This is a genomic window from Hymenobacter glacieicola (assembly GCF_014640315.1).
GTDB lineage: Bacteria > Bacteroidota > Bacteroidia > Cytophagales > Hymenobacteraceae > Hymenobacter > Hymenobacter glacieicola.
The window spans coordinates 13,278-38,150 of sequence record NZ_BMGS01000012.1 but is presented as its reverse complement, the minus strand read 5'-3'; the positions used below and the strand labels follow the sequence as shown (position 1 = coordinate 38,150).

Sequence of the window (24,873 nt, the reverse complement as noted above, 5' to 3'; positions counted from 1 at the left end):
ACTGCGCCACAGGTGCAATCAGAACGTCAAACTCACCACCTCACCATCTCACCTGTTTCTGCGGCGGGTAGGGAAAAACACCAGCTGGATAATCAGCAGGGTGAGGCCGGTGTACAGGGTGCTGACCACGATTTTGGCCAGCGTAATGCCTGGTACTTGAAAAGAGCCGAGTTCCAGCAGGAAGAAAGCCGCGTGGTGCATGGCCGTCAGCATAGCCAGGTATACCACCATCCACTGCCAGCCCATCTGGTGAATGTTCACCGAGTCTTGGGTGTCGTAACCGTCGCGGGGAGTGAGCAGGCGCAGCACCCAGGGCCGTAGGTACATCAGCAGCACGGCGGCGGCGGCGTGCACGCCCCCGGTATCAAAGAAAATATCCAGGGTAACGCCCGTAACAAAGCCCAGCAGTAGCTGCACCACAATGGGGGTAGCAATGGGCAGAAACAGCAGAAAACCCAGGTAAATAAAGCACCAGCCCAGGTTGAAGAGTACGAAATCAGTGCCGCTAATCAGCAGCACGTAGAGGGCCACGTAGCCCACGCCGCGCAGTAACTGCCACACAATACCAAGTACGCCGCCCCTCATGGCTTCACCTCCCCTTCCGGCAATACCCCTGCCCGCGCCTCCACCGTGTCGCGCTCTACTTTGGGCCGGCTCGTGACCAGGTACACGTAAATCAGGCGCGAGAAATCCACGGCCAGTTTTACTCGCACCGTCCAGAAGTTTTTGTCCGGCTCCTTCACGAAGCCATCAATGGTGCCAATGAGCACGCCCTCCGGAAATACGGCGTTGTAGCCCGACGTTACCACCGTGTCGCCGCGCACGAGCTTATTCTGGCGGGGCACTTCATCGAGCAGCACGTGGGTAGGATCTTCACCGAGCCAGCGAATGGTGCCAATGGTGCCGTCGCGCTGGATGCGGGCGGAAATGCGCGTTTTGGAGTGCAGCACGGACGTAATGGTGGTATAATGCTCAGAGGCAACCTTTACCCGACCTACCACCCCAGCCGCCGACACGACCCCCATGCCTTCCTTCACGCCATCAGCGGTGCCCACGTTCAAGGTCAGGTAGTTATCCACGCGGCGCAGGGTACCGCTGACTACCCGGGCGGGCAGCAAGGGGTAGTCGGGGTCGTGGGCGGGCAACTGGCGCAACCCCAGCAGCAAAGAATCGGGGCGGCCCGCTTGGGCCAGCCGCGCCTGGGTAAGGCTGTCCGGACTGACCGGTAGCGAATCGGCCTGACGGTTGCTTCGGTCAGGGGGGTAGAGTTGCTCGCGCAGCAGGGCGTTTTCCTTCATCAGGCCCTGGTTCACCTCAATCAGCCGAAAATAATCTTGCACCTGGGTGCGCCAGTCCAGCACCTGCCCGATGTAGGCATTCGAGGAGTTGAAAAACGCCGCCCGCTGGTAGGTACTATTCCGAATCAGCAGATATAAACTCGCCACCTCCAGCAACGCAAACACGAGGATACCCCGGTAGCGAAACAGAAAGGAGAGGAGATTATTCATGGAACAAGCTAGGAGTCAGAAGCTAGAAGTCAGAAGCTAGGAGCCAAGAAGTCAGCTGTCTGTTACCTCTGTCGCTCCTAGCTCCTAACTTCTAGCTTCTAGCTCCTCTACATTACGTCAGCAGGACGCTGCGGAAAGCGGGAATATTTTTGATGGCAGCGCCGGTACCGCGCACCACGGCGCGCAACGGGTCCTCGGCAATGTGGATGGGCAGCTTGGTTTTGGCCGCCAGGCGCTTATCGAGGCCGCGCAGCAGGGCGCCGCCGCCGGTCAGGTGAATGCCGTTTTCGTAAATGTCGGCCGAGAGTTCGGGCGGGCTGATTTCCAGCGCCTTCAGCACGGCTTCCTCGATTTTCGCCACCGATTTATCCAGGGCAATGGCAATTTCCGAGGACGTTACCTTGATTACTTTCGGAATGCCCGTCATCAGGTCACGGCCGCGCACTTCAAAGTCGGCGGGCGTTACTTCCAGCTCCGTGAGGGCGGCGCCTACTTCAATTTTGATACGTTCGGCGCTCCGCTCCCCGATCAGCAGGTTGTGCTGGCGGCGCATGTAGTCGAGAATGTCCTGGTTGAAGACGTCGCCGGCGGTTTTGATGGACTGGTCGCAGACGATGCCCGACAAGGCAATTACTGCAATTTCGGTGGTGCCCCCGCCAATATCGATAATCATGGAGCCCACGGGCTGCTCCACGTCGATGCCGATGCCGATGGCGGCGGCCATGGGTTCCTGAATCATCCAGACTTCCTTGGCCCCGGCGTGCTCGGCCGAGTCGCGCACGGCGCGCTTTTCTACCTCCGTAATGCCCGAGGGAATGCAGATGACCATCCGGTGCGAGGGCTGAAACAGCCGCGTCCGGGTGTCAATCATCTTGATCATGCCCTTGATCATCTCCTCAGCGGCGTGGAAATCGGCAATTACGCCGTCCTTGAGGGGCCGAATGGTTTTAATGTTGTCGTGGGTTTTTTCGTGCATCTGCTGCGCCTGCCGCCCCACGGCAATTACCTTGTTGGTCGTGCGGTCTTTGGCAATGATGCTCGGCTCATCCACCACGATTTTATCGTTGTGAATGATGAGGGTGTTGGCCGTGCCCAGGTCAATGGCAATGTCGCTGGTCAGAAAATTAAAGAAACCCATCGAGTAACGGCAAGTAAATGAGAACGGGCTGGTTGCGCCCGTCAAAAGTGGGGGCAAAAGTAAGCAAGTTTCAGCGAAGGCCGATGCTCCCCTCCCCCGGCCCGGCAAAACACCAGGCAACGCGGCACCCCGCAGGGCAGGCCTAACGTACACAGGGCTGGAGTTCGTACAGTTGCTGCTGAATTCCGGCCTTTTCAGCGCTGCAATATTATCTGCTATGCCCTATATTATAAGGGAATTGCCGCGCGCCGCTCCCGTAAACGCTGCTGGCGTTTAGTTACTTATACTCGCCTCACCTGCCTCATTCCCTCAGGCAGCCCACGCTTGCTCAACTCCGCACCAGTGGTCTGCCTTACGTTTTATGCGTCGCACTACCCCTCCCTCCCCGACCAACCATTCGCCTTCCCCAGCCCCGGCCCCTGCTTCCGCCCCCGATGCGCTGTCGTACGCGGCGCTGGCGGAGCGCTATGAGCAGCTGCGGCACACCTGCTCCGCGGCTGAGGCAGCCCGAGCTCATTACCGGCGCTTGTACGAACAGGCACCGGTGGCCTATTGCACCCTCAGTTCCGACGGCTCTATTCTGGAGCTTAATCAACAGGCCGGCACCCTGCTCGACCAAGACCCGCGTCAGCTGACGGGAATTGCCTTTGCTACGCTCGTAGAGCCCATTCAGCGCTGGGATTTCCTGTACCTGTTCGGGCAGATGCTGGCAACTAGCCTGCCGCAGAGCGGGGTAGTAACGTTGCGCACGGCCATTGGCAAGTCGCTGACGGTGCAGCTGGAAAGTACCCTGGTCGCTTCCCCAGCAGGCGAGCAGCAGTGCTTGCTGGCCCTGCTCGATATTACAGATGCGCGGCAGGTAGCCCTGGTGCTGGCCGCCAGCGAGCAGAAATTCCGGCGCCTGTTTGAGCAGAGTACCGATGCCGTTGCGCTAATGCAGAACGAGCAGTTCGTGGATTGCAACGCAGCCGTGTTAGAGCTACTCGGTGCCACCGACAAAAGCCAGATTCTGGGTCACTATCCCTGGGACCTCGCTCCGGAAGAGCAACGGCCCGGCTTACGCTCAGCCACCTACTTTCAGGAATCGGTAGCGGCAGCCCTGACATCGGGCTCCAAGCGCTGTGAAGGCGTGCTATGCCGCCTATCCGGGGAGTACATGTGGGTGGAAGCCGTACTCACGCCCATCAAGACGGATGGGGAGCTGCTGCTGCACGTGTTGTGGCGGGATATTTCAGACCAGAAGCGCGAGCAGCAGCGCCGCCTTCAGTGCGAAGAGCAACTACAGTTGGTCCTAACTGCTACCAGCACCGGCCTGTGGTGGTGGGACGTCGTCACGAACCAGTTCCATTGCAACGCCCAGGCGCGGGCTTGCTTTGGCTGGCCCGCCACGGAAGCAGAAACCTTACCTCTTGAGCTGCTGCTGACGGCTATTCACCCTGATGACTGCGCCCCCCTCCAGGCGGCGCTGGAGCGGGCCACCCAACATGGCAACCTGCCCGCCCACTCCCTGCGCACCCTGTGGCCCGATGGCACAGTGCATCCCGCGGTGCTGAGCGGTAAGCTCGTTACCAATGAGTTTTATCAGCCCCAGCGCGTGCAGGGCGTTGTGCACACCCCGTGCGCCCAGGTGCTGGAGCAATAAGTACGTAACTCACCCGCCGCCGCCCGCTGCCCCGGAAATGAGGAGGTAGCTGACGGCGGCGGGTGAGGTTCAGGCCGGGAAGAAAAGTAGCGGCGGCTTAGTGCTTGAAGTGCCGCACGCCCGTCAGCACCATGGCCATGCCCCGTTGATTGGCGGCTGCAATGCTGTCCTGGTCTTTAATGGAGCCGCCGGGCTGCACCACCGCCCGGATGCCGGCTTCGCCAGCAATTTCCACGCAGTCGGGGAAGGGGAAAAAGGCATCGGAGGCCATAACGGCTCCCTGCAGATCGAAGCCGAAAGCGCGGGCCTTGTCAATGGCCTGGCGCAGGGCATCCACCCGCGAGGTTTGGCCAACCCCAGAGGCGAGCAGTTGCCCGGCGCGGGCCAGCACAATGGTGTTGCTCTTGGTATGCTTGCAGATTTTGAGGGCAAACTCCAGCGCCGCTACCTCCTGGGCCGTCGGGGCTGATTCGGTAACGGTCCGGAACTGCTGCGCGCCTTCTACTACCTGGTCGAAGTCCTGCTCAATAACGCCGTTGAGCAGCGTTTTTACTTGCTTGGTGGGGAAGGCAACGGGCTTCTGGCGCAGCAGAATACGGTTTTTCTTGCTCTGCAGAATGGGTAGCGCTTCGGGCGCAAATTCGGGCGCAATCAGCACCTCAAAGAACAGCTTGTTCAGCTCCTCGGCAGTAGCCACGTCCACGGGTTTGTTCACGATGAGTACGCCCCCAAAAGCCGACACCGGGTCGCAAGCCAGGGCATTGAGGTAGGCTTCGCGCAGGGTTTCGGCCTGGGCTACCCCGCAGGCGTTAGTGTGCTTGAGAATGGCACAGGCGGCGGGCCCCTCGGCCGCGAATTCCTGCATGAGCAGCACGGCCGCGTCCACATCCACGAGGTTGTTGTAGCTGAGCTGCTTGCCGTGGAGCTGGTCGAAGAGGGCCGTTAAGTCGCCGTAGAAGGTGCCGGCCTGGTGGGGATTCTCGCCGTAGCGCAGCGGGGTAGCCGGCTTTTCGCTAAGCTTGAGACTAGCGCCGCTCAGCGCCGTGCCCTGCGCCATGTAGCTGAAAATCTGGGTGTCGTAGTGGGAGGTAGCCTCGAAGGCGGCGGCGGCGTAGTGGCGACGGTCTTCCAGGTCGGTGGCGCAGCCCTTGGCTTGCAGCAGCTCCGTTACGGCCGCGTACTGGTCGCGGCTGCTGACCACCAGCACGTCGCGGAAGTTTTTGGCCGCGGCCCGCAGCAGCGAGATTCCGCCGATGTCAATCTTCTCAATAACGTCCTGCTCGGCGGCCCCACTGGCCACGGTTTCCTCAAAAGGATAGAGGTCCACAATTACCAGGTCAATGGGCGGAATCTGGTGCTGCTCGGCCTCCTGCAAGTCGCTGGCCTCGTGGCGGCGGTGCAGAATTCCCCCGAACACTTTCGGGTGCAGGGTTTTTACGCGCCCCCCAAACACGGCCGGGAAGCCCGTCAGGCTCTCCACGGCCGTAACCGGCGCGCCCTGCTCCTCAATAAACTGCTGGGTACCCCCCGTGGAGTACATAGTCACGCCGTGCTCTTTCAGCAGCGCTACCAAGGGCTCCAGGCGGTCTTTGTAATAGACGGAAACGAGGGCGGAACGAATAGGCTGCGACATGACGAGCGAGAGTTGGTGAAGTGGTGAAACGCGCCGCGAAGGTAGGCACGCCCTTGCAGAGGGAGGTTACGGAATTGTTACGGGCCAGCCAGCTCCCGGATTCTCATTCGAGGAAAAGAGCAATACGGAGAGCATGAGCAGGAACTACGCTTCAGTAGGCGAAGCGAAAACAGCCCCAACACTTCGTCCGCTTTCAGCCGCCGGCAAGCCCCCTTACCACTGCCAGATGGCACTGAAAGCAGCTGCCGTTTTGCGGCGCATCCAGAAAGCCGGCTCCAGTCTGGCACTTGCTGCTGGGTAGGTGCCGCTTTCCCGGTGCCGCAACGGGGCCTGTTTGCTGGGCTTTTCAGCCGTGTTAGCCTGGCCCGGCTGACTCTTTTTTTCCTATCCATAACAAAACGCTAGCTCGACAATTAAAGTAGAGGTAACTCAACCGTATCTGTTAGCACCGTCTTATGTCTAGCTCAACTTTGGCTATTTCGCCCTCATCACGGCAGCAACTTCCGGTGGCGGCGGAAGCAGCTGCCCTGGCGCTTGCCCCACGTCTTTTTCAGCAGGCTCCTTCCTCTGACTACGAGGGCGGGTTTCCGACGGAGGAGTTTGAGTGGCTACGCGAAGCCGGCCTGCTGGCGGCCCCGCTTGCTACTACCCTGGGCGGCAGCGGCCTAGGTGAAAAGAAACAAGTGTATGCGCTGCTGAGCACCCTGCGCCATATTGGGCGGGGCAACCTGGCCGTGGGTCGCCTCTACGAAGGGCACGTGAATGCCCTGCAGCTTTTTCAGCGTTTTGGGCGCCCCGACCAGATCCGCCATTGGGCGGCCGACGTGCTGGCTGGCCATTTGTTTGGCGTGTGGAATACGGAGGCCGAGAATGGAGCCCGGCTAGAGCCCCTGCCCAATGGCCGGTTCCGCTTGCAGGGCAGCAAAACATTTGGCTCGGGGGCCGGACACGTCACCCGCCCCTTGCTCACGGCTGCCCTGCCCGACGGGGGCTGGCAAATGCTGATTCTGCCGCTTGATTTGCAGCAGCCCGAATACAATACCAACTTCTGGCGGCCCCTGGGCATGCGCGCCTCCGCTAGCTTCCAGGTAAACCTGAGCGGGCTGGAACTGGATGCCGCCGACCTGCTGGGCAAGCCCGGCGATTATTACCAGCAGCCGTGGTTTAGTGGTGGGGCCATCCGGTTTGCGGCGGTGCAGGTAGGCGGAGCGGAAGCTATTTTCGACGAGACTACCCGGTTTCTGCGCGCAATGGGCCGAACCGACGACCCCTACCAGCGCCAGCGCCTCGGCGAAATGAGCATGCTGATTGCCACGGGCCAGCATTGGCTACGGGCCGCCGCCGAGTTTGTGAAGCGCCCAGGAGCCGCCACCAGCTCTACCCTGCCCAGCCATACCGAAGCCACCGTGGCCCACGCCAATCTCATGCGCTCCGTGGTAGAAGACCTTTGCCTGCGCTTGCTCACCTTGGCCGAGCGCTGCGTAGGAGCCCGCGGCCTGCTCCGGCCCGAGCCGTTCGAACGCCTCCACCGCGACCTTACCCACTACCTGCGCCAGCCCGCCTCCGATGCCGTTCTGGCCGACGCAGGCCGCTACGCCCTGGCCCACGATATTCCCGCCTATCAACTCTGGGCATAGCGGGTAAGCTGGTGGTGGCCGCGTGTTTTAGCCGTAGCGTGTCGTTCCAGCTCTTGGTTTTCTGTATTCGAGTACGCCTTATTCTATTCTCCTTTTGACTGCTCAGTCTGCTTCAACTTCCCCGTTTCTTGGTTACCCCATCCGGCCGGCGGCTACTGCTGCTACGCTGGGGCCTACGGTGGTAGTAGCCCCCCACCCCGACGACGAATCCTTGGGCTGCGGCGGGCTACTGGCTCTGCTGCGGCAGGCGGGGCAGCCCGTGTGGTGCGTGCTGGTCAGCGACGGCACCATGTCGCACCCGAACTCCCGGGCATTTCCGCCCGCGGCCCGGCAGGCCCTGCGCGAACAGGAGCTGCGTGATGCCTTGCATATATTGGGAGTTGAGCCCGCTGCCTTGCTCACCTTGCAGTTGCCCGACAGCCAGGTACCGCTACCCGATTCGCCCGCCGGCTTCGCGGCCGTGCAACAGTTGCAGCAGTTTCTGAGCCAGCACCAGCCGGCTACCCTGCTCGTGCCCTGGCGCCGCGACCCTCACCCCGACCATCGGGCCACCAGCCAATTGGTAGCCGCCGCGCTGGTCGGCTTGCCCGGTGCTCCGCGGCGGCTGGAGTACGTGGTGTGGGCCTGGGAACGAGCAACGCCCGCCGAGTGGCCGCAACCCCAGGAGGTAGTTGGTTGGCAACTCGATATTCGTTCCGTACTCGAGCAGAAGCAGCGCGCTATTGCCGCCCACCGCTCCCAACTGCCCGGCTCCCCTATCCATGATGACCCCACGGGCTTTACGCTGGCGCCTTCCATGCTGGCTCATTTCACGGCCCCGACGGAAGTGTATCTGGAAGCACCGCACCCTCAGGACGCTCTTCACTCCGGGCTGTTACCGTACCCTACCCATGATTCCTAACCCGAACCAACCCCACACCCTGCCGCCCGCTTACTTTGCCGAAGTGTACCGCGCCAATACTGATCCGTGGCATTTTGAAACCAGCCCTTACGAGCGGGAAAAATACGCCACTACCCTAGCTGCCTTGCCGCGCGCGCACTACCAGCGGGCCTTCGAAATAGGCTGCTCCCTGGGGGTGCTAACCGAGCAATTAGCGGCCCGCTGTGGCCATTTGTTGGCGGTCGACGTGGCCGAAGCACCGCTGGTCCGGGCCCGGCAGCGCTGCGCCCACCTGCCCCAGGTAGAGTTCCGGTGCCTGCGGGTGCCCGAGGAATTTCCTACCGGTTCAGCTTTCGACCTAGTTGTGCTTTCGGAGGTAGGATACTACTGGAGCCCGGCGGACCTGGAGCGGGCGGCCGGACAGCTGCTGGGCTCCCTTGCCGCCGGCGGGCACCTACTGCTAGTTCACTGGACCCCGCCCGTACACGACTACCCCCTCACGGGTGACGCCGTGCACGAGTTTTTCCTCGCGAAAGCCCAGCCGAACGGGCCTTTGCGCCACGTAGCCGGCCAACGGTACGAGCAGTACCGCCTGGACCTGCTGGAGGCCACGGGCAGCCTTTAAATGCACAGGTGACCCGCAGCTACCGGCGGGCTGCTTTCCAGAGCCGCAACCTGTTCCCGCAGCATCCGGATGGCTACTGACAACGGAACGGCGGGCCAGCAGCCACAGCATTGAACCAGAAACCGACCTCGTATTTTTTCCCACAACTGACCAAAGCTGCCGGCCCGGGTTATTTCGCGACGTAGGGCGGCTCGGCTCAAGCCAGTTGCCGTCGGATAGGCTGGCAACGCCCGCAAGGTACCCGCGCTGTGCTGCTTCCATAACCGGCGCAGTTGGGCCCGCAGCTGCCACTCGGCTTGCAGCCGCTGGGGATTATCGACTAGTGGCTCGCGCTGGGCTTGCTGCAACTCGGCCCATTGCCGTAACTGCCACGAGAGCCCCACGGCCACTCGCCCTTGCTGCCGCCCAGAGGTATAAACCTTCACGGCGGGGCTGTGGCGCAGGTGCAAATCGTGGTGAACCAGACGTTGTACCAGGGCCTCATCCTCCAGGTAGGGCACCACCGGCAGCCCACCCACATGGCGGTAAGCCCGCGTCGTCAGGGCCAGGTTGGCTCCGAAGTGCTGGTGATGGCGTGGCCAGGGGTCGTAGGGCGCGGGGTCCAGGTGGTCTTCCAGGCGAGCCCGCAGCAGGTAGTAGGCCGCGTCGCGCAGCTGACACCGGCGCACCGGGCAAGTAGGGTCGGCGTTATCCATCAGAATGCGCCCTCCCACGGCATCAACCCCGGTGGCCAGCTCCGCCGCAATGGAAATCAGCCAAGTGGGCGACACGCGCGTATCGGCGTCGGTGCTGGCAATAAAGGCCCGCGGATGGCCGCCTTGCTCCAGGCGCCGGCAGGCTTCATCCATGAGCAGGCGCCGGGCCTGCCCCACGTGGGCCTGTTCTTTGGGCAGGGTTACTTCCGCTATGTGCAGGCGCAGGCGCGGGTGCCGCGCGGCAAACTCGCGCACGACATGCGCCGTGTGGTCGAGGCAATTATTGGCGAGCACCAGCACCTCAAAGCTATGCGGCAGCAGCGCCTGTCCGTGCAGATCCGTTTGGGCGGCCAGGGCTGCTAAGGTAGCCGGCAGGTTCACGGCCTCGTCTTTGGCTGGAATGATAACGCTGGCCTGTACGCCCCGGGCGGGCAGAGGTAAAGCGCGCCACATGGCGTGATGAGCCGCTTCCTGAAAATTGGTGATGCGGTCAGCTCGCCCCGATTTTTTGCTGGTAGTAACTACACGAACCGCGGTTTTAAATGAACGTGATGCCATGGGTAAAGAAGGCGCCTCCGGCCGGGACCAGCTCGCAACGCAGGAAATCCTATCCTGACTGCACTTGCGAGCTGGTCCCGGCCGGAGGCGCGGGTAAAAGAGCTAGAAAGCCTCGCCGACAGCGAAGATGATACCGGAGTTACCGCCCGAGCCCACGCCATAGTCCAGGCGGATGTTGAGCCGGTCGCGGCGGTTGAAGCGGAACCGGATGCCCCCGCCGCCGGCGTATTTCATATCATCGAAGGTGTAGTCGCCGAGGCGGGGTGCCACCTGGCCCACGGCCCCGAACAGGGCCCCATCAAAGCGCCAGAACAGCTTCTGCCGAAGTTCAGCCTGGAACGTGGAGAACTGCCGGTCGCGGAAGCGGGCTTCGTAAATCCCGCGCATCAGGTAGGCGTTGTTATATAGGGAGCCGCCGAGGGTAGCCCCCATGCCGCCTAGCTCGCGGAAGGGCACGCTGCCCGTGTGGTACTGGCCCAGAAACTGTGCGGCCAGAATGCTGTTGTTGGAGCCAAAAAGCGGCACAAAATGCCGGGCATCCACCATGTAACGGGTAAACTTGTAGTCGCTACCCAGGCCACCGCCATTAAACAGCATGTGCGCATCTACGAAGCTGCCACGGTAAGTAGCCAGCACATTGTCGCGCCCATCGTAGAGCAGGGCTGGCCCGACTCCGGAGGTGGTATAGCCGTTCCGCTCCTTGCTGCTGAGGGCGTAGTAGGGAGCTGTATTCCCTTCGTTGTCTTTGAGCTTTACTTCACCCAAGTTGGTGAACCGGTAGCGCACGCCCACAAACAGGTTTGGCACTACCTTAATCAGGGCTTTCTCGTCGAACACCCACAACGGATACTGAATATGCGACTCGTCGCTTTTGCGGGTATCGTTGCCGATGCCGTAGTAGTTGAATGCCAGATCATAATAGCTCAACTCGCCCGAGAAGAAGAATTTTTCCTCCTTGGTGAAGATGGTGTGCGTCAGCTGAACGGTAGTCTGCTTTTTCTGGGAAATCCAGGCAATCAGGCGGGCGTTGGATTTGCGTACTGTGGTATCATCACCGAAACGCCACACCGGCAAAATGGCAGCCCCACCGGCGAAGCCGGTTTCCTGCTGGTAGAAGGCAATGGGCACCGGAATAAAGCTGGGCTTATCGGGGTCGTCGGGGGTAAGCTTAATAGGCGCTGTGGGTGCCAGGGCGCGGTTCAGGCCCACGGGCGCACCGGCAGCAACTTCATTCGGGGCGGGGGCAGCAGGGGCTAAGGCAACCAGGGCCGCGGCCGAATCGTGGGTAGCGGAAACGGACTGCGCCTGGGCAGTGGAGGCGGCCAGCGTGCTGAGAGCTAGCAGCGGGTAGAGAAAGCGCATACGTGGATGGCTGGAGTCAGGAATAAGGTTCGGCAACCAACATATACCGGCTGTTAGTCAGCGGCATTGGCTGGTTAGGCGGCCAGCCATTATCGGTAAGAAAGCTAACGGAACAGTAGCCCCTGCGGTTGTCTCGGCTCCGGGCAGGTTTTCTGAACCCGCGCAGCTTTACGCTCCGGCCTTTAACTAGCTACCACTGTCATCGACAGCACCCCGGCCAGCATAATCCACTTACACCAGGCGCTGAGGTGGGTAAAATCCCGCTTGCGGTCGGCCCGCCGCAGCTTGTACCCTAGCCCTACCAGCGGTGCCAACACCAACCCCAGCAACCACGCGGCCAGCAGAAACCGATTGGTAACCACGGCGTTGTAGCTAGCACCTAGCAGAAGTAAGCCCAGACAGCCCAGGAAAAAGCCCGCCACCCATTTCGTGCGCGCCACTCCCCACACGATGGGTAGGGTACGGCAGTCGTGCTGGGCGTCGCCGCGCATATCCTCCACGTCCTTCACAATTTCGCGGACGGCCGTGAGCAAAAAAGCCGCCAGCGCGTAGCCCCACACGGCGCTGGTGCCCGTCTGGATTTGTAATTCGGGTAGCAGAACCAGCGCGGCCGTGAGGGTGGCAATGCTGATATTACCGACCAGGGCTACCCGTTTAAACCGCACTGAATAGCCCCAGAGCAGCAGCGCCGACCCCAGGTTTACCAAGCCCAGCAAAGGCGACAAGGCCCCGCTTACTACCACTCCCAGGCCCGAGAGCAGCACATGAGCCAACATGGCGTGGCGGCGGTTTACTACCCGGCCTACTACCAGTCGCCCGGGCCGGTTAATAGCGTCAATCTTGACGTCGTAGTAGTCATTGATGATGTAGCCGGCGGCCCCTACGCTCAATGAGGCCAGCACCAGCAGGCCAAATGAGGGCGCCAGCACCTGCCGCCACGGAGCGGCCGGCAGCAGCAAACAGGCGCGGACCAGCACCAGGCACAGCCCCATAATCAGGAGGTTGGGCAGGCGTACCAAGCGGGCCAGCTGCTGCCAGCTGCCCGGCTCCGGGGCCGATGACGACCCCAGCAGGGCGCGGAAAGCAGAACTATAGAAAGCAGACATTCTTGGAAACCCAGCAACACCACAGGCCGGCATGCGCAAAGATGCACTACCCCCACGAAACCCACATAAGAAAGCCCCTCCCGAATTCGGAAGAGGCTTTCCACGTATGCTAAAAACCTAAGTAAACGCGCGGTTTACAGTTTCTTCACATTTACCGCGTTAACGCCTTTACGGCCTTCCTGAGTGTCAAACTCTACGCGGTCATTCTGCTGGATCTGGCCCCCGTTAAGGCCGGTAATGTGGACGAAGAAATCTTCCTTCGTACCGTCTTCCGTAATGAAGCCGTAGCCCTTCGACTCATTATAGAATTTTACGGTTCCTGTTTTCATGTAAAAAGAAAAAAAATAAGGTGAAAGATGGTGGGGGTAAATATAGAGGGATTTTAGAAAAGCACAACTCTACTCCCGTGAAGTGCAACTACTGCCCTACGGGTAATCTTACAGCCACATATTCTGGGCTTTGAGCACGGCTTCAATCAGCTCCCGCACGGCTCCGTGGCCACCGGGCCGGGCGGCGGTATAGTTGCTGATGGCGTGCACATCGGCGGCGGCATCGGCGGGGCAGGCGGCCACGGCGCACCGGCGCATTACCTCCATGTCGGGTACGTCGTCGCCCATGTAAGCAATGTGGCTGGGGTCGAGGCGGTAGGTGTTGATGTAGTTATTAAAGATTTTCATCTTGTCATCAACGCCCAGAAAGATGTCGCGCACGTCCAAGGATTCCAGGCGCTTGCGGACCCCTTCCTCTTCCCGGCCCGAAATAACGGCAATCCGGTAGCCTTTGGCCAAGGCGTGGCGCACGGCAAACCCGTCACGAATGTGGAAGGTCCGGGCCTGCTCGCCCGAGTTGAGGGCCAGCAGGGTGCCATCGGTAAACACCCCGTCCACATCGAATATAAACGCCTTAATGGCCGATAAATTGGGAGGGGTAGAAAGTGAAGTCATACTAGCAAGAGCGAAGCAATAAGGGGTAAAGGACGCCGCAACAGCGGCGGGTGGGCGCTATTGGTTGTCGCGCCACTCATACACCCACTTGGCCTGGATTTGCTCTAGGTGCCCTTCCGTAGCCTGCTCGCGGGTACCCTCGAAGTTGGGCAGGCTCAGCACCCACTCCAGCAGCTCCGTGAAACGAATACGGTAAATCTTGGCCTCACTGAAGTCGTCGCCAAACTTCTCGTACAGCGCCATGGCAATATCCTCATGGTCGCTCCACTTAATTGGGGGCTCGAAATGGTTCATCTGGGGAAGGGTGAAGAATGGGGAGGAATAAACTGAATGTGAACATACGGATAGGCTTCGTAGTCTTCAATAGCCTTTTTTCACATTCAGCTACCTTAAAACTTAGTGGCCCAAAAACTCCTGAGCCGGAATGAGGACAACGACATCCTGATTGCCCTGCACCACGCACTGGCAGCCCAGGCGGGAGTTGATGCGCGGGTTCACGGCCCGGTCAATAAAGTCTTCTTCTTTGTCCGAAATTTCGGGCAGGTCGTCTTCGCCCTGCAGAATGTAGACGTGGCAGGTGCTGCACCCGCATACTCCACCACAGTTGTGCTGGAGCTGAATATTGTTGTTGAGGGCCACATCCAGCACCGATTCGCCTTGAGCGGCCACGTGGGTCTGGTCGGGCTGGCCGTCCTGAAACTTAAAGGTGATGTTTACGGCTTTCACGGCGTAACGCTAGGAGAACGAGGCAAAAATGCGGGTGCGAAGGTAGTCATACGGCTACCCGAATCAAAGCTGTAACCCTGCCTCATTGTTTGCCGCTGCCCCGGTTGCTACCTGCTGGATACTGCCCGTCAGGTGCTTATACAACGCCTGCCACTCCGGATGGCCGCCCTGGGCCGCTTCGTGCCGGGCTAGGGTGGCTTGGTCGTGACGGATAGCTGGCCCGGTTTGTACGCTGAAGGGAGGCTGGGTCAGGGCTTTGGCCATGGTTTCCTCAATAAGCGGCCGGAGCAGTTCCCACGGCAAACCCGCCTCCGTGAGCAGGGCGTGACTAATGCCGAGCAGGTGGTTAGGAAAGTTGCAAGCCCAGACGGCGGCCACGTGCAGCTGCAGGCGCTGCCCGGAGTCCACCCAGCGCACATCCTGGCTCAAGGAAGCGGCTATGTTTCCGAGTAAGACGGCGTCAGTGGCATGGGCTACCTCCAGGCACAGCGGCACCGTTTTCCAGTTGATGTGGCGCCCCGGACTAAAGGTTTGGAGCGGGTACAGCACGCCCCCGCGCACCTCGGGACGGGCTGCGAATACGGCCAGATCCAGCGCCCCGGCCGTGTGTACTACCAGGGCACCAGCAGGCAGGTGAGCCGCGGCTAGCAGCTCAGGCACGGCGCCGTCCGGCACGGCTACCAGGTACAGATCAGCGGGGGGTAGGGCTGCCAGCTCGGTGTCGGCAGTTGCTCCCGGAATGCTGGCGGCTACCCGCTGAGCGGCGGCTAGCGTCCGGCTCCACACGTGCATTACGTGGTGACCGGCTGCTGCCAAAGCGGGGCCCAAGTGTTGCCCTACCCGGCCGGCTCCTAATAAGACAATTGTGTAGGCTAGCATGAACGTACTGAGCAAAGGAAATAACCCGGATTCCGGTTGGCAACGACCATAAAGGCTGAATTACGGTACCAGGCGCGGCAGTTGAAACGAAGCTTCTGCCGGCCGTAGCTGAGCAGCAGGCCCAAGTAAGTAGGACGAAGCTAGATAATCTGCCCGTGGCATTCGCCTTGCCGGATGTTAGGCCATTTCAATTAAAAGCTTTGCCGGGCGCATAATTGGCAGTTTAATAACCAGAAATAAATAAATATTACATCAGATGTCGCCAAAAATGGGTTTACTTTGAAAAGGGAAGCCTATCTGATTCCCGGGCTTCTGCTGCCCGCCCCTGTCCTCCTCATTTTCACACCTTATTTCTCCTTCATGTCGAAATTTTACCCGAATCTGCTCACTCCAAAGAAGTTGGCTATGGCCGCTTTGCTGAGCGTGGGCACGTTGTCGGCTCAGGCACAATTTGCCTATACGACCTTTAATTCTGCCATAGGGGCAGGCACCTATACGGACCTGGCCAGCACCGGAACTGCCATTGCTACCCCCAATACTGATGACGCTAACTCGGCAGCTACCCCGATTGGCTTTTCCTTTCAGTACAACGGCCAGACGTTCACGGACTTCGTGCTTAATACCAACGGTTACCTGAAGCTGGGTACCACTGCCCCAGCGGCGCCCTATTTCTACGACGGGCCACAGAGCCCCTTTAAGGGTCCGTTGGATAATAACGCCGAAGCCAACCTGATTCTGCCCTTTAACCTGGATCTGGAAGGCTCCACCGCAGCTACCCCCGAGTATCGGGTGGCAACTACTGGCACGGCACCTAACCGAGTTTGTACAATCCAGTGGAAGAATGTCAGCGACAAAGCTAGTGGCACGGTCACTAAGCAATATGCCCGGGCCAACTTCCAAGTCAAGCTGTATGAAACCACCAACCAGGTAGTATTCTTCTACGGCACCTTTACGGCCAACGCCAGCACTACCGACGCCCTACGCACCGCGGCGGTAGGCTTGAAAGGCTCCGGGCCAGCCCCGGGGCAGACAGTTACCGTTTTAAAAAGATCAACTGACGCCTGGAATGCGGCCTCCTTTTTATCGGGTAACTACACTGGCGACGTATTCAATGTGCGTAGCTCAGTCCGCCCAGCTTCGGGTTTGGCATACGTATTCACGGCTGCTCAAGCCAAAGATGCCAGCGTGCAAACTATTCACACGCTTGGCAAACTAGCAGTTCCGTTTTCCTTGCCACACAGCGTGGTTGCAGCCGTACAAAACCGGGGCCTTGATGCTCTGACTAACCTACCCGTTACCTTGACGGTAACGGGGGCGAATACGTTTACCAGTACCAAAACCGTCGTCTCGCTGGCTCCCGGAGCTATTACTACCGTAACTTTTGATGCGTATCCAACAACCCTAACGCAGGGTACAAATAACCTGACAGTATCGGTTGCCAATGACGACCGAAATGAGAACAATAGTTTGCCGTACACGCAGGAAGTAACCGCGGGCACTATGGCTTTCATTGACCCAACGAAGCCACTCGATAGTGGCATTGGGGCGGCATCAGCCGGTTTTATGTTTGTAGCCAAGCATACTACCAGTCAGGCTACCTTCCTGAATGAGGTGAAGGTTGGCTTTTTCACTAGTGCCTCTTCCTCTAACTATCAGGTGGTTGTACTTAGTGCTACTGCTGGCGGAACGCCTAATGCAGTACTATACTCCTCGCCGGTATTGGTCCGGGGAACGGCCGCTACCACTGCCACCGTTCCCATACCCAGTATAGCCGTTAATGGGAATTACTTTATTGGCATTCGTGAACAAAACACGAACCCTCAACTTGGCTATCAGTTAGAGGTACCGCTGCGAGCAAATACGTTTTTCTACAGGTTTGCTACCGGCGGCTGGACTGAAGCCGGCAGTGCCGGTTTACCGCTGCGCCTGGCGCTTGAAGCAACAGTAGGAGCTCAGCTAACTTGCCCGATTGCTTCGGGTGCTACCTTCTCAAATATTACTTCTAACTCAGCTACCATAACCCTGACGGGAGTTCCGGCTAGTGGCACCGGATACACCATCATATATGGCACAGCAGGCTTTAACCCTGCTTCAGCGGGAACGTCTGTAACGGGAACGGGACCTGCCATTACGCTCACTGGCCTCGTTAGCGGAGCGCCTTATGATGTGTATATCCGCAGTAATTGCGGCACGACCGAGCAAAGCTCACTTCTTGGTCCTCTGCGCTTTACTACCGCCTGCCCCACTAACACAACGGTAGCCAGCTTCCCATATTCAGAGAACTTTGATGCTCTGGCTACCGGCACACGGCCTTGTGGCTATACGGTAGTGGATGATAACAACGACAACAACACTTGGCTGCTAGCCCCTATTACTAACAGCACCGTAGGCGCTTCAGCTCCTAATGCCATGCGCTACCGCTACAATCTGAACCGTACTAGCGCCGCCAATGACTGGTTTTTCACGCCGGCTTTGGCCGTTCGAGCCGGTTCGCAGTACCAGTTGACCTTCAAGTATAAAACGCTGGTTGATCCAGCCGATCCTACCGTTGAGAAACTGGAGGTGACATATGGTACCGCCGCTACGGTGGCGGCCCAAACCACACAGCTCTGGAAGAACGAAGCCATTCAAAATCCGACCTTCGCTAGCGTTGGTGCCGGCCAGGTAGCCGTTATTAAGCCAGCAGCAGACGGCAACATCTTCGTGGGTTTCCATGCCTATAGCATAGCTGATCAATACGACATTTACGTGGACGACATCAGCATTTCCTCCACCATCACGGCTTCCTCCGAGGCCTTGATGCGCGCCATTACTATGTTCCCGAACCCAACGGCAGGCGAGCTGGCTATTGATGTGCGGGGCGCGAATACGAAAGGCCCGCTGCAGGTAGAAGTGCTGAACATGCTGGGCCAGCGCGTGCACACGACCAGCATCCGGAACAACTTCGAGAATAAAGTGAACCTCTCGAACCTGGCCAACGGCATGTACATTGTGAAGATTCTGGCTGGCAACGAATACATGGTTGGTAACGTAACCATTCAGAAATAGCACTACTTTCTCCTTAGATATAGAAAAAGGCGGCCCAGGTGGCCGCCTTTTTTATTGCCTGGTTACTACTGCCAAGCGCTGCTTACCTCTACCTTACACCGCTACATATACCTCTTTTGTTCAGGGTTAGCAGGAGCACTTAGCCGGCAGAACACTACCCTGCATGTGAGCTAGTAACCTCAACTTGCTTTCGAGTTAAAATGCCCAGACAACAAAAAGCCCTGGCCACACCGGCCAGGGCTTTTTGTTGTTGACTTATAATGACTTTAGGCGACCTGCCGCGCTTTTGGCTGCGGCTGCAGCGTGGGCACTGCCTCAGCACCGGTGGGCTCCAAAACAGCCTCTGTTTCGTGGCGGCGCTTGTAAATGGCCATGCCGAAACCGACAGCCATCAGCAGGGTGCCGCTCCAGAGCAAGTTGATGAAGGGCTTCTCCACGGCTTTCAAGATGATGTAGTCCTTCTGGGTCGTGCTTACGCCGAAGGTAAACTTGCCTTTCTGGGGGTCTACGTTCAGGAAGCTTAGCCGCAGGCCCAGGTCTTCTACTTCGTCTGGTACGCGGCCAATCAGGCGGTTGCGCACCACGAACACGGGGTGCACGTGGTATTGCTTTTTCTCGCCGAACACCAGGAAGTCGCCCTGAATAGCCAAGTCGCCCTTGGCCAGGCCGAGGCCGGCGGTTTGGTGAGCGGGCTCTACCCCGCGGAAAACGGCAAAGTAGTCGTTGAGGAAGATGGTGTCACCGACGCTGAGCACGTGCTCTTTTACCTCGCTCCAGTCCTTCTCCTTGTCGGGCGGGGGCACGGCGCTGATATGGGAGTAGATGTCATGGTCAGCGAACCGCTTGATATCTGGTGAGGCCAGTAGCCCTTCTCCCATTTCTTCGTTCACCTGGCCGCGCGGGTACAGCACAAAGGCTTCGCCGGTTTTACGGTCCTTGTACTCCACGCGGTAGTAAGTGTTTTCGGGCAGAATGTCGACCGTGTCGCCAGCTTTGTAGTACACCTGGTCGCCGCGTTTGATGTCGGCGCGGGCCAGGGCCTTGTACTCGTCGGCGGTGCGGAAGAGCAGTTGCTTGTCTACGTAGCCGGGTACGCCCGGAGCATCGAGGTACTGGCCGGTATAGCTTACATCGTACTTGCCCATGGGAGCTTTGTCGTTGCGCCAGAGCAGCACGTTGTCGCGGTTGGTGGTTTCGTCGAACTCACGCGAGTACAGCAGGCCCGAGACGTTCTGGCTGATGATGTTGGAGTAGCCGGCCGAGGCCAGAACCCCCAGCAGCATCAGGGCAATACCAATGTGGGCAATACCTCCCCCCGAAAGGCTCACCTTGCGCTTCATCAGGGTAAACACCATCCCGAGGTTGGCCAGCACCCCAAACAGGGCCGTAGTGAGCAGCACAATGTAGCTTACCTCCATCTTCAGGCCGTAGTACTGCACCAGCAGAATTACGAGAGCCGCTCCGAGCAGGGTCAGGATGCCGGGCACAGTCAGGGAACTGGTCAACGACTCCTTGTTATTTTTCTGCCACCACATTACCTGGGCTAAGCCAGAGAAGAAGGCCACGCCTACCCCCATCCAGAGCTGGATCTTGGTGTAGTGCTGAATCTGGTCGGCGGGCAGAGCCAGGTTGGATTTAATGCCGATAAAGCCCAGAAACGCATTGTACACCGGAATACTGGTGGTAACCAGCACCTGGAAAGCGCCCAGGCATAGCACCGTAGCACCCACAAACACCCATAGCTCGGCGTTATAGGTAGTCAACTCTTTCGGGGAAATGGGAATTTGCTTCCAGCGCCACACCAGCAAGCCAATGGCCAGCACGACAAAAGCCATCAGGTAGATAATCAGCTGCCCTGAAAGGCCCAGATCAGTAAAGGAGTGTACGGAGGCGTTACCCAACACCCCGCTTCGAGTCAGGAAGGTAGCGTAGAGCACCAGCAGGAAGGTAGCAATGACCAGCACAAACGAGGTGCGCAGGGCCGTGCGGCTGCGCTGCCACAGCACCAAGCCGTGCAAGGAAGCCACCAGCACCAGCCAGGGGATGTACACGGCGTTTTCTACCGGGTCCCAGTTCCAGTAGCCTCCGAAGTTGAGGGTTTCGTAGGCCCAGTAGGCGCCCATCACGATGCCCACGCCCAGCACGAGGCCACCCCAGAGGGTCCAGCGCATGGCCGGGCGCACCCATTTGGTCAGCTCACCTTTCCAAAGGCCGGCAATGGCGTAAGCGAAGGGCACCAGCGTCAGGGCAAAGCCCAGAAACAGCGTGGGCGGGTGAATTACCATCCAGTAGTTCTGGAGCAGGGCGTTTAGGCCGGTACCGTCCTTGGGAACAAAGTCAGGGTTAAGCTTAAACACCGGCAGGTCCGGCATAAAGTCGCGGAGCAGAATGAAGGGCGAGGAGCCAATCTTCAAGTCGCCGAGTACAACCCCCAGAATCATGGAAGTCAGGAACAGCTGCACCCCGGCAAAAATGGACATAACGGGCGCCTCCCAGCGGCGGCTATAGCGCATCAGCACAAAGCCAATGAGCACGTGCCAGAAAATCCAGAGCAGGAAGCTACCCTCCTGCCCTTCCCAGAAGCAGGAAATCATGTAGTACACCGGCAGGTGGTTGCTGCTGTGGCTCCAAGCGTAGTAATACTCGTAGCGGTGCCCGTGAATGATGCCAAATAGCGCCGCTATAACCACGAACACGGCCAGGCCATGCACGGCAAAAGCGCCCCGCCCGATCCGGAGCCAGGAGGCATCCGTGTCGCCGAGGGTCCGGCCCTGCGCCGCCTTATAATAGGAGTACGCCGCTACCGTAGCCGCCACAAATGCCACGATGACACTCAGGTGTCCAACGTCGCCGATTACTGTATTCAACATGTGCTACTGCGTTGAAGAGGAAATGTTAGCCCGCCGGTATACTACCCGGCCAACACAAACTTGTTTTTAAGAATTAGGGTGCCGCTGCCCGGCCAGACGTTTCATCCGGGCCCGGTGGCCGCGCCGCTCCCAGCTTTGCTGGGCTTTGGCGGCCCGCTTAGCTCCTTCGGCGGCAGCCTGTACTTTGTTTTTGTCGGATTGCGGCAAGGGCAGGCTGTAAGCGTACCACTGCTGCTGCACCACGGCCGAAGCCGTACCGTCAGCGGCCTTCGCAACTACCTGATAGAGGTAGCGCCCCGGCGCGCTAAGCGTATCCGTCCAGGTGTATTCGGGGCTGGTGGTGCCGTAGGTAGTGCGCTGCACGGGCACCGTGGCAACCTCCGAGGCCCGGAAAGCCGCTGCCTCGCGCCGCAACACCCGGAACTGCTGGGCGGACCCCAAGGAATCGGGCAAGGTCCAGCGCAGGGTAAAACTGCTGTTGGCGGAGGGTGCTACGGAAGCCAGCAGGGGCGCCGGCTGGGCAGGTACGCCTTGGGCCTTGTCACTGACTGATAGGCTGAACTGACAGAAGTCCTTGAGGTAGCCATCCACATTCAGCAGGTAAGGCTGCCCAGCCTGCAAAGAATCCAGCAGCACAAATACATCGTCCTGGCTACCCAGGGAAGTACAGGAAAGCACCCGGTAAGTAGCCGGCTGGCAGGGCTGACCCGTCAGCACCACCAGTTGCACCCCGCGCGTATCCCGGCATTTCTGCCCGCCAATGTTCACGTAGTACCGGCCCGCGGTGCGGGGCGTAAACTCAAACCACTGGTCGTTATGGTACTCAATGCACTTGCCGGTGAGCTTTTCATCCACGCAGGCCCACTGCACGGTGCAGTCGGTGGTGCTAGAGACAACAGCCTCGCTTAAGCGGAGCACCCGCCGCCGCTCAATATCGTTGTTGGGTACTTGGCCTTTGGCAGCCAGCAAAGCACCCGGCAGTAAAAACAGGTTGCCAACGACCACGCGCCACCAGCGGGGAAAATCTCCCGGGGTAGTGGCAATGGCCGTTGGCAACTGGTTTCTCATGCTGTTGTATTAGTTAACTGAAGCGGTAGCGCCCTTGATATCCTTCTCCACGTACTTAGAGGGGCACTTGAGCAGGATCTTATCGGCCACGAACAGGTTGTTGCGCATGGCGCCGGTAATTACTACCTGCTCCGACTTGTCGAAGTCCTGAGGTTTAGGGTTGAAATACACCACGCGCTGCGCAATGCGGTTGGTATCTACCAGCGTAAAGGCGAAGTAGTTGGGGTCGAGGGTCGGGTTGTATTCCAGGCCCAGAATGTTCTGCTGCCCGTCGCGGGGTAAGCGGCCGACTACGTGCACTTTGGTTAGGTTTCCCTCGGCGGCCCGCTCCCGGGCTTCCTTGAATGAGACATACACACTAGCATCACCGGCGGCACTCATGATAATGCCAATGGCCACGGCAATGACGGTAATGGCGAGAATGTGGGCTTTTTTCATGTCGGTACAACAGGCTGGCTCCACCCGGAGCCGAGGACATTCAGAACAACAAAAACAATGGCAAAGGTCCACCAAAAATGGTGAAATTATGAGATGGCGAATTAGTGGATTGTCGTTTATGAGGCCCTGATAGCCTCACTTGCGCATACAGCTCCTTAAACTCACTTTCCCGCCTGTTCACTGCTTACTCCTTTACCTCCTTTTCAAGGCGACTTAGCTTGCGGTCCAGCGAAATCAGGAAAAACAATAAACCCGCCAGCACTACCGTGATGACGGCAACGACCACGTAGATTTTCCCGCTCTGGCGTAGGGCGTCGGCCATCTCGGGCGAGTCTGGGGCGGCAGTGGCCTGGGCAGCTACCCGCAGCACCGGCAGCAGCAGGGTCAGCAGCAGGAGCAGCGCGGCGCGGAGCTTAGGCAAGCTGTTTTTCATATACTTTCAGTTTGAGCAAGGAAACGCGGCTAGCCAGCTGAGCCAGCCAGAATGCCAGTAAAGTCCAGCCGATAACAGCCGGATAAAACACCAGCCGCATGTCGCTGTCGAGGTCGTAGCGGGCAAAGGCCGGGTTGCCGCCTGCCCCGGGGTGCAGGGAGTCCGTTAGGCGGGGCAGAATGTAGAACAGGGGCATGGCCGTGGCAAAGGCGAAGATGTTGTAAATGGCCGAAATGCGGGCCCGCTGCTGCTCATCAGTAAAGGAAGAGCGCAGCACCAGGTAAGCTCCGTATATCAGCATGGCAATGGCCGCCCCGTTGAGCTTGGGGTCGTTGGTCCACCAGGCACCCCAGGTGTATTTGGCCCAGATGCTACCGGTAGCCAAACCCACACAGCCCATCAGAATGCCAATGCGCGCCGACTCGTGGGCCCGAATGTCCAACTCGGGGGCCGGGTTGCGCAGGTAGCGCACGGAGTAGTACACGGAGGCAATCAGAATGAACGTCATGCCAAACCACATGGGCACGTGGAAGTACAGATTGCGGATACTCTCGTTGAGAATGGCCAGGCGCGGAACTGGCATCAGGAGCCCTGCCACGGCCACGTACAGCAGCAGCACCACGCTCAGGGCTTTCCACCAAGTATTTTTCATGAGCAGCAAGAAATTAGGAAGGCGAAGCCGGCAGCAGGTAGCCCGCTGCTATAAGGAGCACAACTGGCCGTTCGTTTCAGGGGCGCCAGTATGTGCGCGGCCCCGGCGCCAAACGGCTTATTGTTAGCCACAACAAGCCTATTAACCAACTGGTTGCCAATATTTCGCATCAGCTTCGCCACAGAAAAGGGAATAGCAAATACGACACGGCCCCCACAATCAGGTTCAGGGCAACAAGGGTTAGCAGGGAGCTTTGGCTGGCCTCGAATTCCAGCCCATCCAAGGCATTTTTGGAAACTTTGATGAGCAGCAGCAACATGGGCACCATCAGCGGGAAGCCCAGCACGGCCATCAGGGTGCTGCTGTTGGTGGCTTTAGCCGCAATGCCCGATACCAGGGTCAGGGTGCTGGCAAACCCCACCGCTCCCAATAGCATGTTGCCCATAAACAGCGGCGTATTCTCAACCGGATTACCCAGCACCACCGCGTACAGCCCAAATGCTACCAGCGCCAGGCCCAACAGCAGCAGGGCGTTGTACCCAATCTTGGCCAGAATCACGGCCTGGGGCCGTACTACTGTGTAGTAGTAGAGCATACGGCCCCGACTTTCCTGCAAAAAACCCTTTGCTACGGCATTTACCGCCGAAAACAGCAACACAATCCAGAACAGGGCGTTCCAGGCCGGGGCCGGCAGTTGCCCACCGCGGAGCGAGAAGCTGAGGTAGCAGACGAAAACCGTGCTGCCCACGTACAGGAGCATGCCGTTCAGGGCCGCGCGCTGGCGCCATTCCAGACGGAAGTCCTTCTGCATCAACACCCAAATTTCGCTTAGAAGCGTCACGGCTACACGGCTGGTAAAAGGACCGCAAAGATACAACCCAACTCCCGGATTACCCCGCATCCGCCCGGGAATACCACAACCTGCTCGACCAAGCCTGCGTTGAAGGTGCTTTTGCCCAAAACCCAACGGGCCTTTCACCGATAAAGTGAAAGGCCCGTTGGGTTAAAGAACTTGTGGCTTGTGGCTCCTG

The 24,873-nt window shown here is 59.1% G+C and carries 23 protein-coding genes; 5 read left to right on the top strand and 18 right to left on the bottom strand.

Annotation, left to right across the window (positions count from 1 at the left end; translation table 11 throughout):
• Positions 1-48: 48 nt before the first annotated feature.
• The 3 genes from IEW18_RS18730 to IEW18_RS18720 all read right to left on the bottom strand — a co-directional run bounded on the left by IEW18_RS18730 (position 49) and on the right by IEW18_RS18720 (position 2,646).
• Positions 49-561, bottom strand: a complete 513-nt coding sequence (locus IEW18_RS18730; RefSeq protein WP_229728848.1) for a hypothetical protein — start codon at positions 559-561, stop codon at positions 49-51.
• A 20-nt stretch (positions 562-581) separates the two neighbouring features.
• Positions 582-1,508 (bottom strand): rod shape-determining protein MreC, encoded by a 927-nt coding sequence (gene mreC / locus IEW18_RS18725; protein WP_188559409.1) that lies wholly within the window; start codon positions 1,506-1,508, stop codon positions 582-584.
• A 112-nt stretch (positions 1,509-1,620) separates the two neighbouring features.
• Positions 1,621-2,646 carry a rod shape-determining protein gene (locus IEW18_RS18720; protein ID WP_188559408.1) on the bottom strand — a complete coding sequence of 342 codons (1,026 nt, stop codon included), beginning with the start codon at positions 2,644-2,646 and terminating at the stop codon, positions 1,621-1,623.
• 361 nt (positions 2,647-3,007) lie between these two features.
• Here IEW18_RS18720 and IEW18_RS18715 point away from each other — a divergent pair, with 361 nt between their 5' ends.
• The gene (locus IEW18_RS18715) at positions 3,008-4,288 is read left to right on the top strand and encodes a PAS domain-containing protein (RefSeq protein ID WP_188559407.1); all 1,281 of its coding nucleotides are present in this window, start codon (positions 3,008-3,010) and stop codon (positions 4,286-4,288) included.
• A gap of 97 nt (positions 4,289-4,385) precedes the next feature.
• Here the strand turns inward: IEW18_RS18715 and purH are convergent, their stop codons facing one another.
• Positions 4,386-5,921 carry a bifunctional phosphoribosylaminoimidazolecarboxamide formyltransferase/IMP cyclohydrolase gene (gene purH, locus IEW18_RS18710; protein WP_188559406.1) on the bottom strand — a complete coding sequence of 512 codons (1,536 nt, stop codon included), beginning with the start codon at positions 5,919-5,921 and terminating at the stop codon, positions 4,386-4,388.
• A gap of 455 nt (positions 5,922-6,376) precedes the next feature.
• Here purH and IEW18_RS18705 point away from each other — a divergent pair, with 455 nt between their 5' ends.
• The 3 genes from IEW18_RS18705 (at position 6,377) to IEW18_RS18695 (ending at position 9,063) form a co-directional block, all read left to right on the top strand.
• Positions 6,377-7,558: an acyl-CoA dehydrogenase family protein gene (locus IEW18_RS18705; protein ID WP_188559405.1), complete on the top strand. Its 1,182-nt coding sequence runs from the start codon at positions 6,377-6,379 to the stop codon at positions 7,556-7,558.
• Positions 7,559-7,652: 94 nt separating this feature from the next.
• The gene (locus tag IEW18_RS18700) at positions 7,653-8,459 is read left to right on the top strand and encodes a PIG-L deacetylase family protein (protein WP_229728846.1); all 807 of its coding nucleotides are present in this window, start codon (positions 7,653-7,655) and stop codon (positions 8,457-8,459) included.
• The gene (locus IEW18_RS18695; RefSeq protein WP_188559404.1) at positions 8,449-9,063 is read left to right on the top strand and encodes a class I SAM-dependent DNA methyltransferase; all 615 of its coding nucleotides are present in this window, start codon (positions 8,449-8,451) and stop codon (positions 9,061-9,063) included. Before IEW18_RS18700 ends, IEW18_RS18695 begins: the two co-directional genes overlap by 11 nt.
• Here IEW18_RS18695 and IEW18_RS18690 read toward each other — a convergent pair.
• The 8 genes from IEW18_RS18690 to IEW18_RS18655 form a co-directional block, all read right to left on the bottom strand.
• Complete coding sequence (locus IEW18_RS18690) at positions 9,060-10,316, bottom strand: glycosyltransferase family 2 protein (protein ID WP_188559403.1); 1,257 nt, start codon at positions 10,314-10,316, stop codon at positions 9,060-9,062. The two genes, IEW18_RS18695 and IEW18_RS18690, sit on opposite strands and share 4 nt — an antisense overlap.
• Positions 10,317-10,418: 102 nt before the next feature.
• Positions 10,419-11,678, bottom strand: a complete 1,260-nt coding sequence (locus tag IEW18_RS18685; RefSeq protein ID WP_188559402.1) for a BamA/TamA family outer membrane protein — start codon at positions 11,676-11,678, stop codon at positions 10,419-10,421.
• A gap of 182 nt (positions 11,679-11,860) precedes the next feature.
• Positions 11,861-12,784 carry a geranylgeranylglycerol-phosphate geranylgeranyltransferase gene (locus IEW18_RS18680; protein WP_188559401.1) on the bottom strand — a complete coding sequence of 308 codons (924 nt, stop codon included), beginning with the start codon at positions 12,782-12,784 and terminating at the stop codon, positions 11,861-11,863.
• Positions 12,785-12,918: 134 nt separating this feature from the next.
• On the bottom strand, positions 12,919-13,113 hold the full coding sequence (locus IEW18_RS18675; protein WP_125421751.1) for a cold-shock protein: 195 nt from the start codon (positions 13,111-13,113) through the stop codon (positions 12,919-12,921).
• Positions 13,114-13,221: 108 nt separating this feature from the next.
• Positions 13,222-13,728 carry a KdsC family phosphatase gene (locus tag IEW18_RS18670; RefSeq protein WP_188559400.1) on the bottom strand — a complete coding sequence of 169 codons (507 nt, stop codon included), beginning with the start codon at positions 13,726-13,728 and terminating at the stop codon, positions 13,222-13,224.
• A gap of 57 nt (positions 13,729-13,785) precedes the next feature.
• Positions 13,786-14,022: a Fe-S cluster assembly protein IscX gene (iscX, locus tag IEW18_RS18665; RefSeq protein ID WP_125440131.1), complete on the bottom strand. Its 237-nt coding sequence runs from the start codon at positions 14,020-14,022 to the stop codon at positions 13,786-13,788.
• Positions 14,023-14,124: 102 nt separating this feature from the next.
• Positions 14,125-14,454 (bottom strand): 2Fe-2S iron-sulfur cluster-binding protein, encoded by a 330-nt coding sequence (locus tag IEW18_RS18660; RefSeq protein ID WP_188559399.1) that lies wholly within the window; start codon positions 14,452-14,454, stop codon positions 14,125-14,127.
• Between the two features lie 63 nt (positions 14,455-14,517).
• Positions 14,518-15,333: a Rossmann-like and DUF2520 domain-containing protein gene (locus IEW18_RS18655; RefSeq protein WP_188559398.1), complete on the bottom strand. Its 816-nt coding sequence runs from the start codon at positions 15,331-15,333 to the stop codon at positions 14,518-14,520.
• A 360-nt stretch (positions 15,334-15,693) separates the two neighbouring features.
• Here IEW18_RS18655 and IEW18_RS18650 point away from each other — a divergent pair, with 360 nt between their 5' ends.
• Positions 15,694-18,381 carry an NIDO-like domain-containing protein gene (locus IEW18_RS18650; RefSeq protein WP_188559397.1) on the top strand — a complete coding sequence of 896 codons (2,688 nt, stop codon included), beginning with the start codon at positions 15,694-15,696 and terminating at the stop codon, positions 18,379-18,381.
• Positions 18,382-18,647: 266 nt separating this feature from the next.
• Here the strand turns inward: IEW18_RS18650 and ccsA are convergent, their stop codons facing one another.
• The 6 genes from ccsA to IEW18_RS18620 form a co-directional block, all read right to left on the bottom strand.
• On the bottom strand, positions 18,648-21,251 hold the full coding sequence (gene ccsA, locus IEW18_RS18645; RefSeq protein ID WP_188559396.1) for a cytochrome c biogenesis protein CcsA: 2,604 nt from the start codon (positions 21,249-21,251) through the stop codon (positions 18,648-18,650).
• Positions 21,252-21,317: 66 nt separating this feature from the next.
• The gene (locus tag IEW18_RS18640; RefSeq protein WP_188559395.1) at positions 21,318-22,319 is read right to left on the bottom strand and encodes a hypothetical protein; all 1,002 of its coding nucleotides are present in this window, start codon (positions 22,317-22,319) and stop codon (positions 21,318-21,320) included.
• A 9-nt stretch (positions 22,320-22,328) separates the two neighbouring features.
• Positions 22,329-22,757, bottom strand: coding sequence for a cytochrome c maturation protein CcmE domain-containing protein (locus tag IEW18_RS18635; RefSeq protein ID WP_188559394.1), 429 nt, complete (start codon positions 22,755-22,757; stop codon positions 22,329-22,331).
• 184 nt (positions 22,758-22,941) lie between these two features.
• A complete protein-coding gene (locus IEW18_RS18630) occupies positions 22,942-23,190 on the bottom strand; it encodes a CcmD family protein (RefSeq protein ID WP_229728844.1) in 249 nt (82 codons plus the stop codon).
• Complete coding sequence (locus IEW18_RS18625) at positions 23,171-23,842, bottom strand: cytochrome c biogenesis protein (RefSeq protein ID WP_188559393.1); 672 nt, start codon at positions 23,840-23,842, stop codon at positions 23,171-23,173. Before IEW18_RS18625 ends, IEW18_RS18630 begins: the two co-directional genes overlap by 20 nt.
• A 169-nt stretch (positions 23,843-24,011) precedes the next feature.
• Positions 24,012-24,653 (bottom strand): heme exporter protein CcmB, encoded by a 642-nt coding sequence (locus IEW18_RS18620; protein ID WP_188559392.1) that lies wholly within the window; start codon positions 24,651-24,653, stop codon positions 24,012-24,014.
• Positions 24,654-24,873 lie beyond the last annotated feature (220 nt).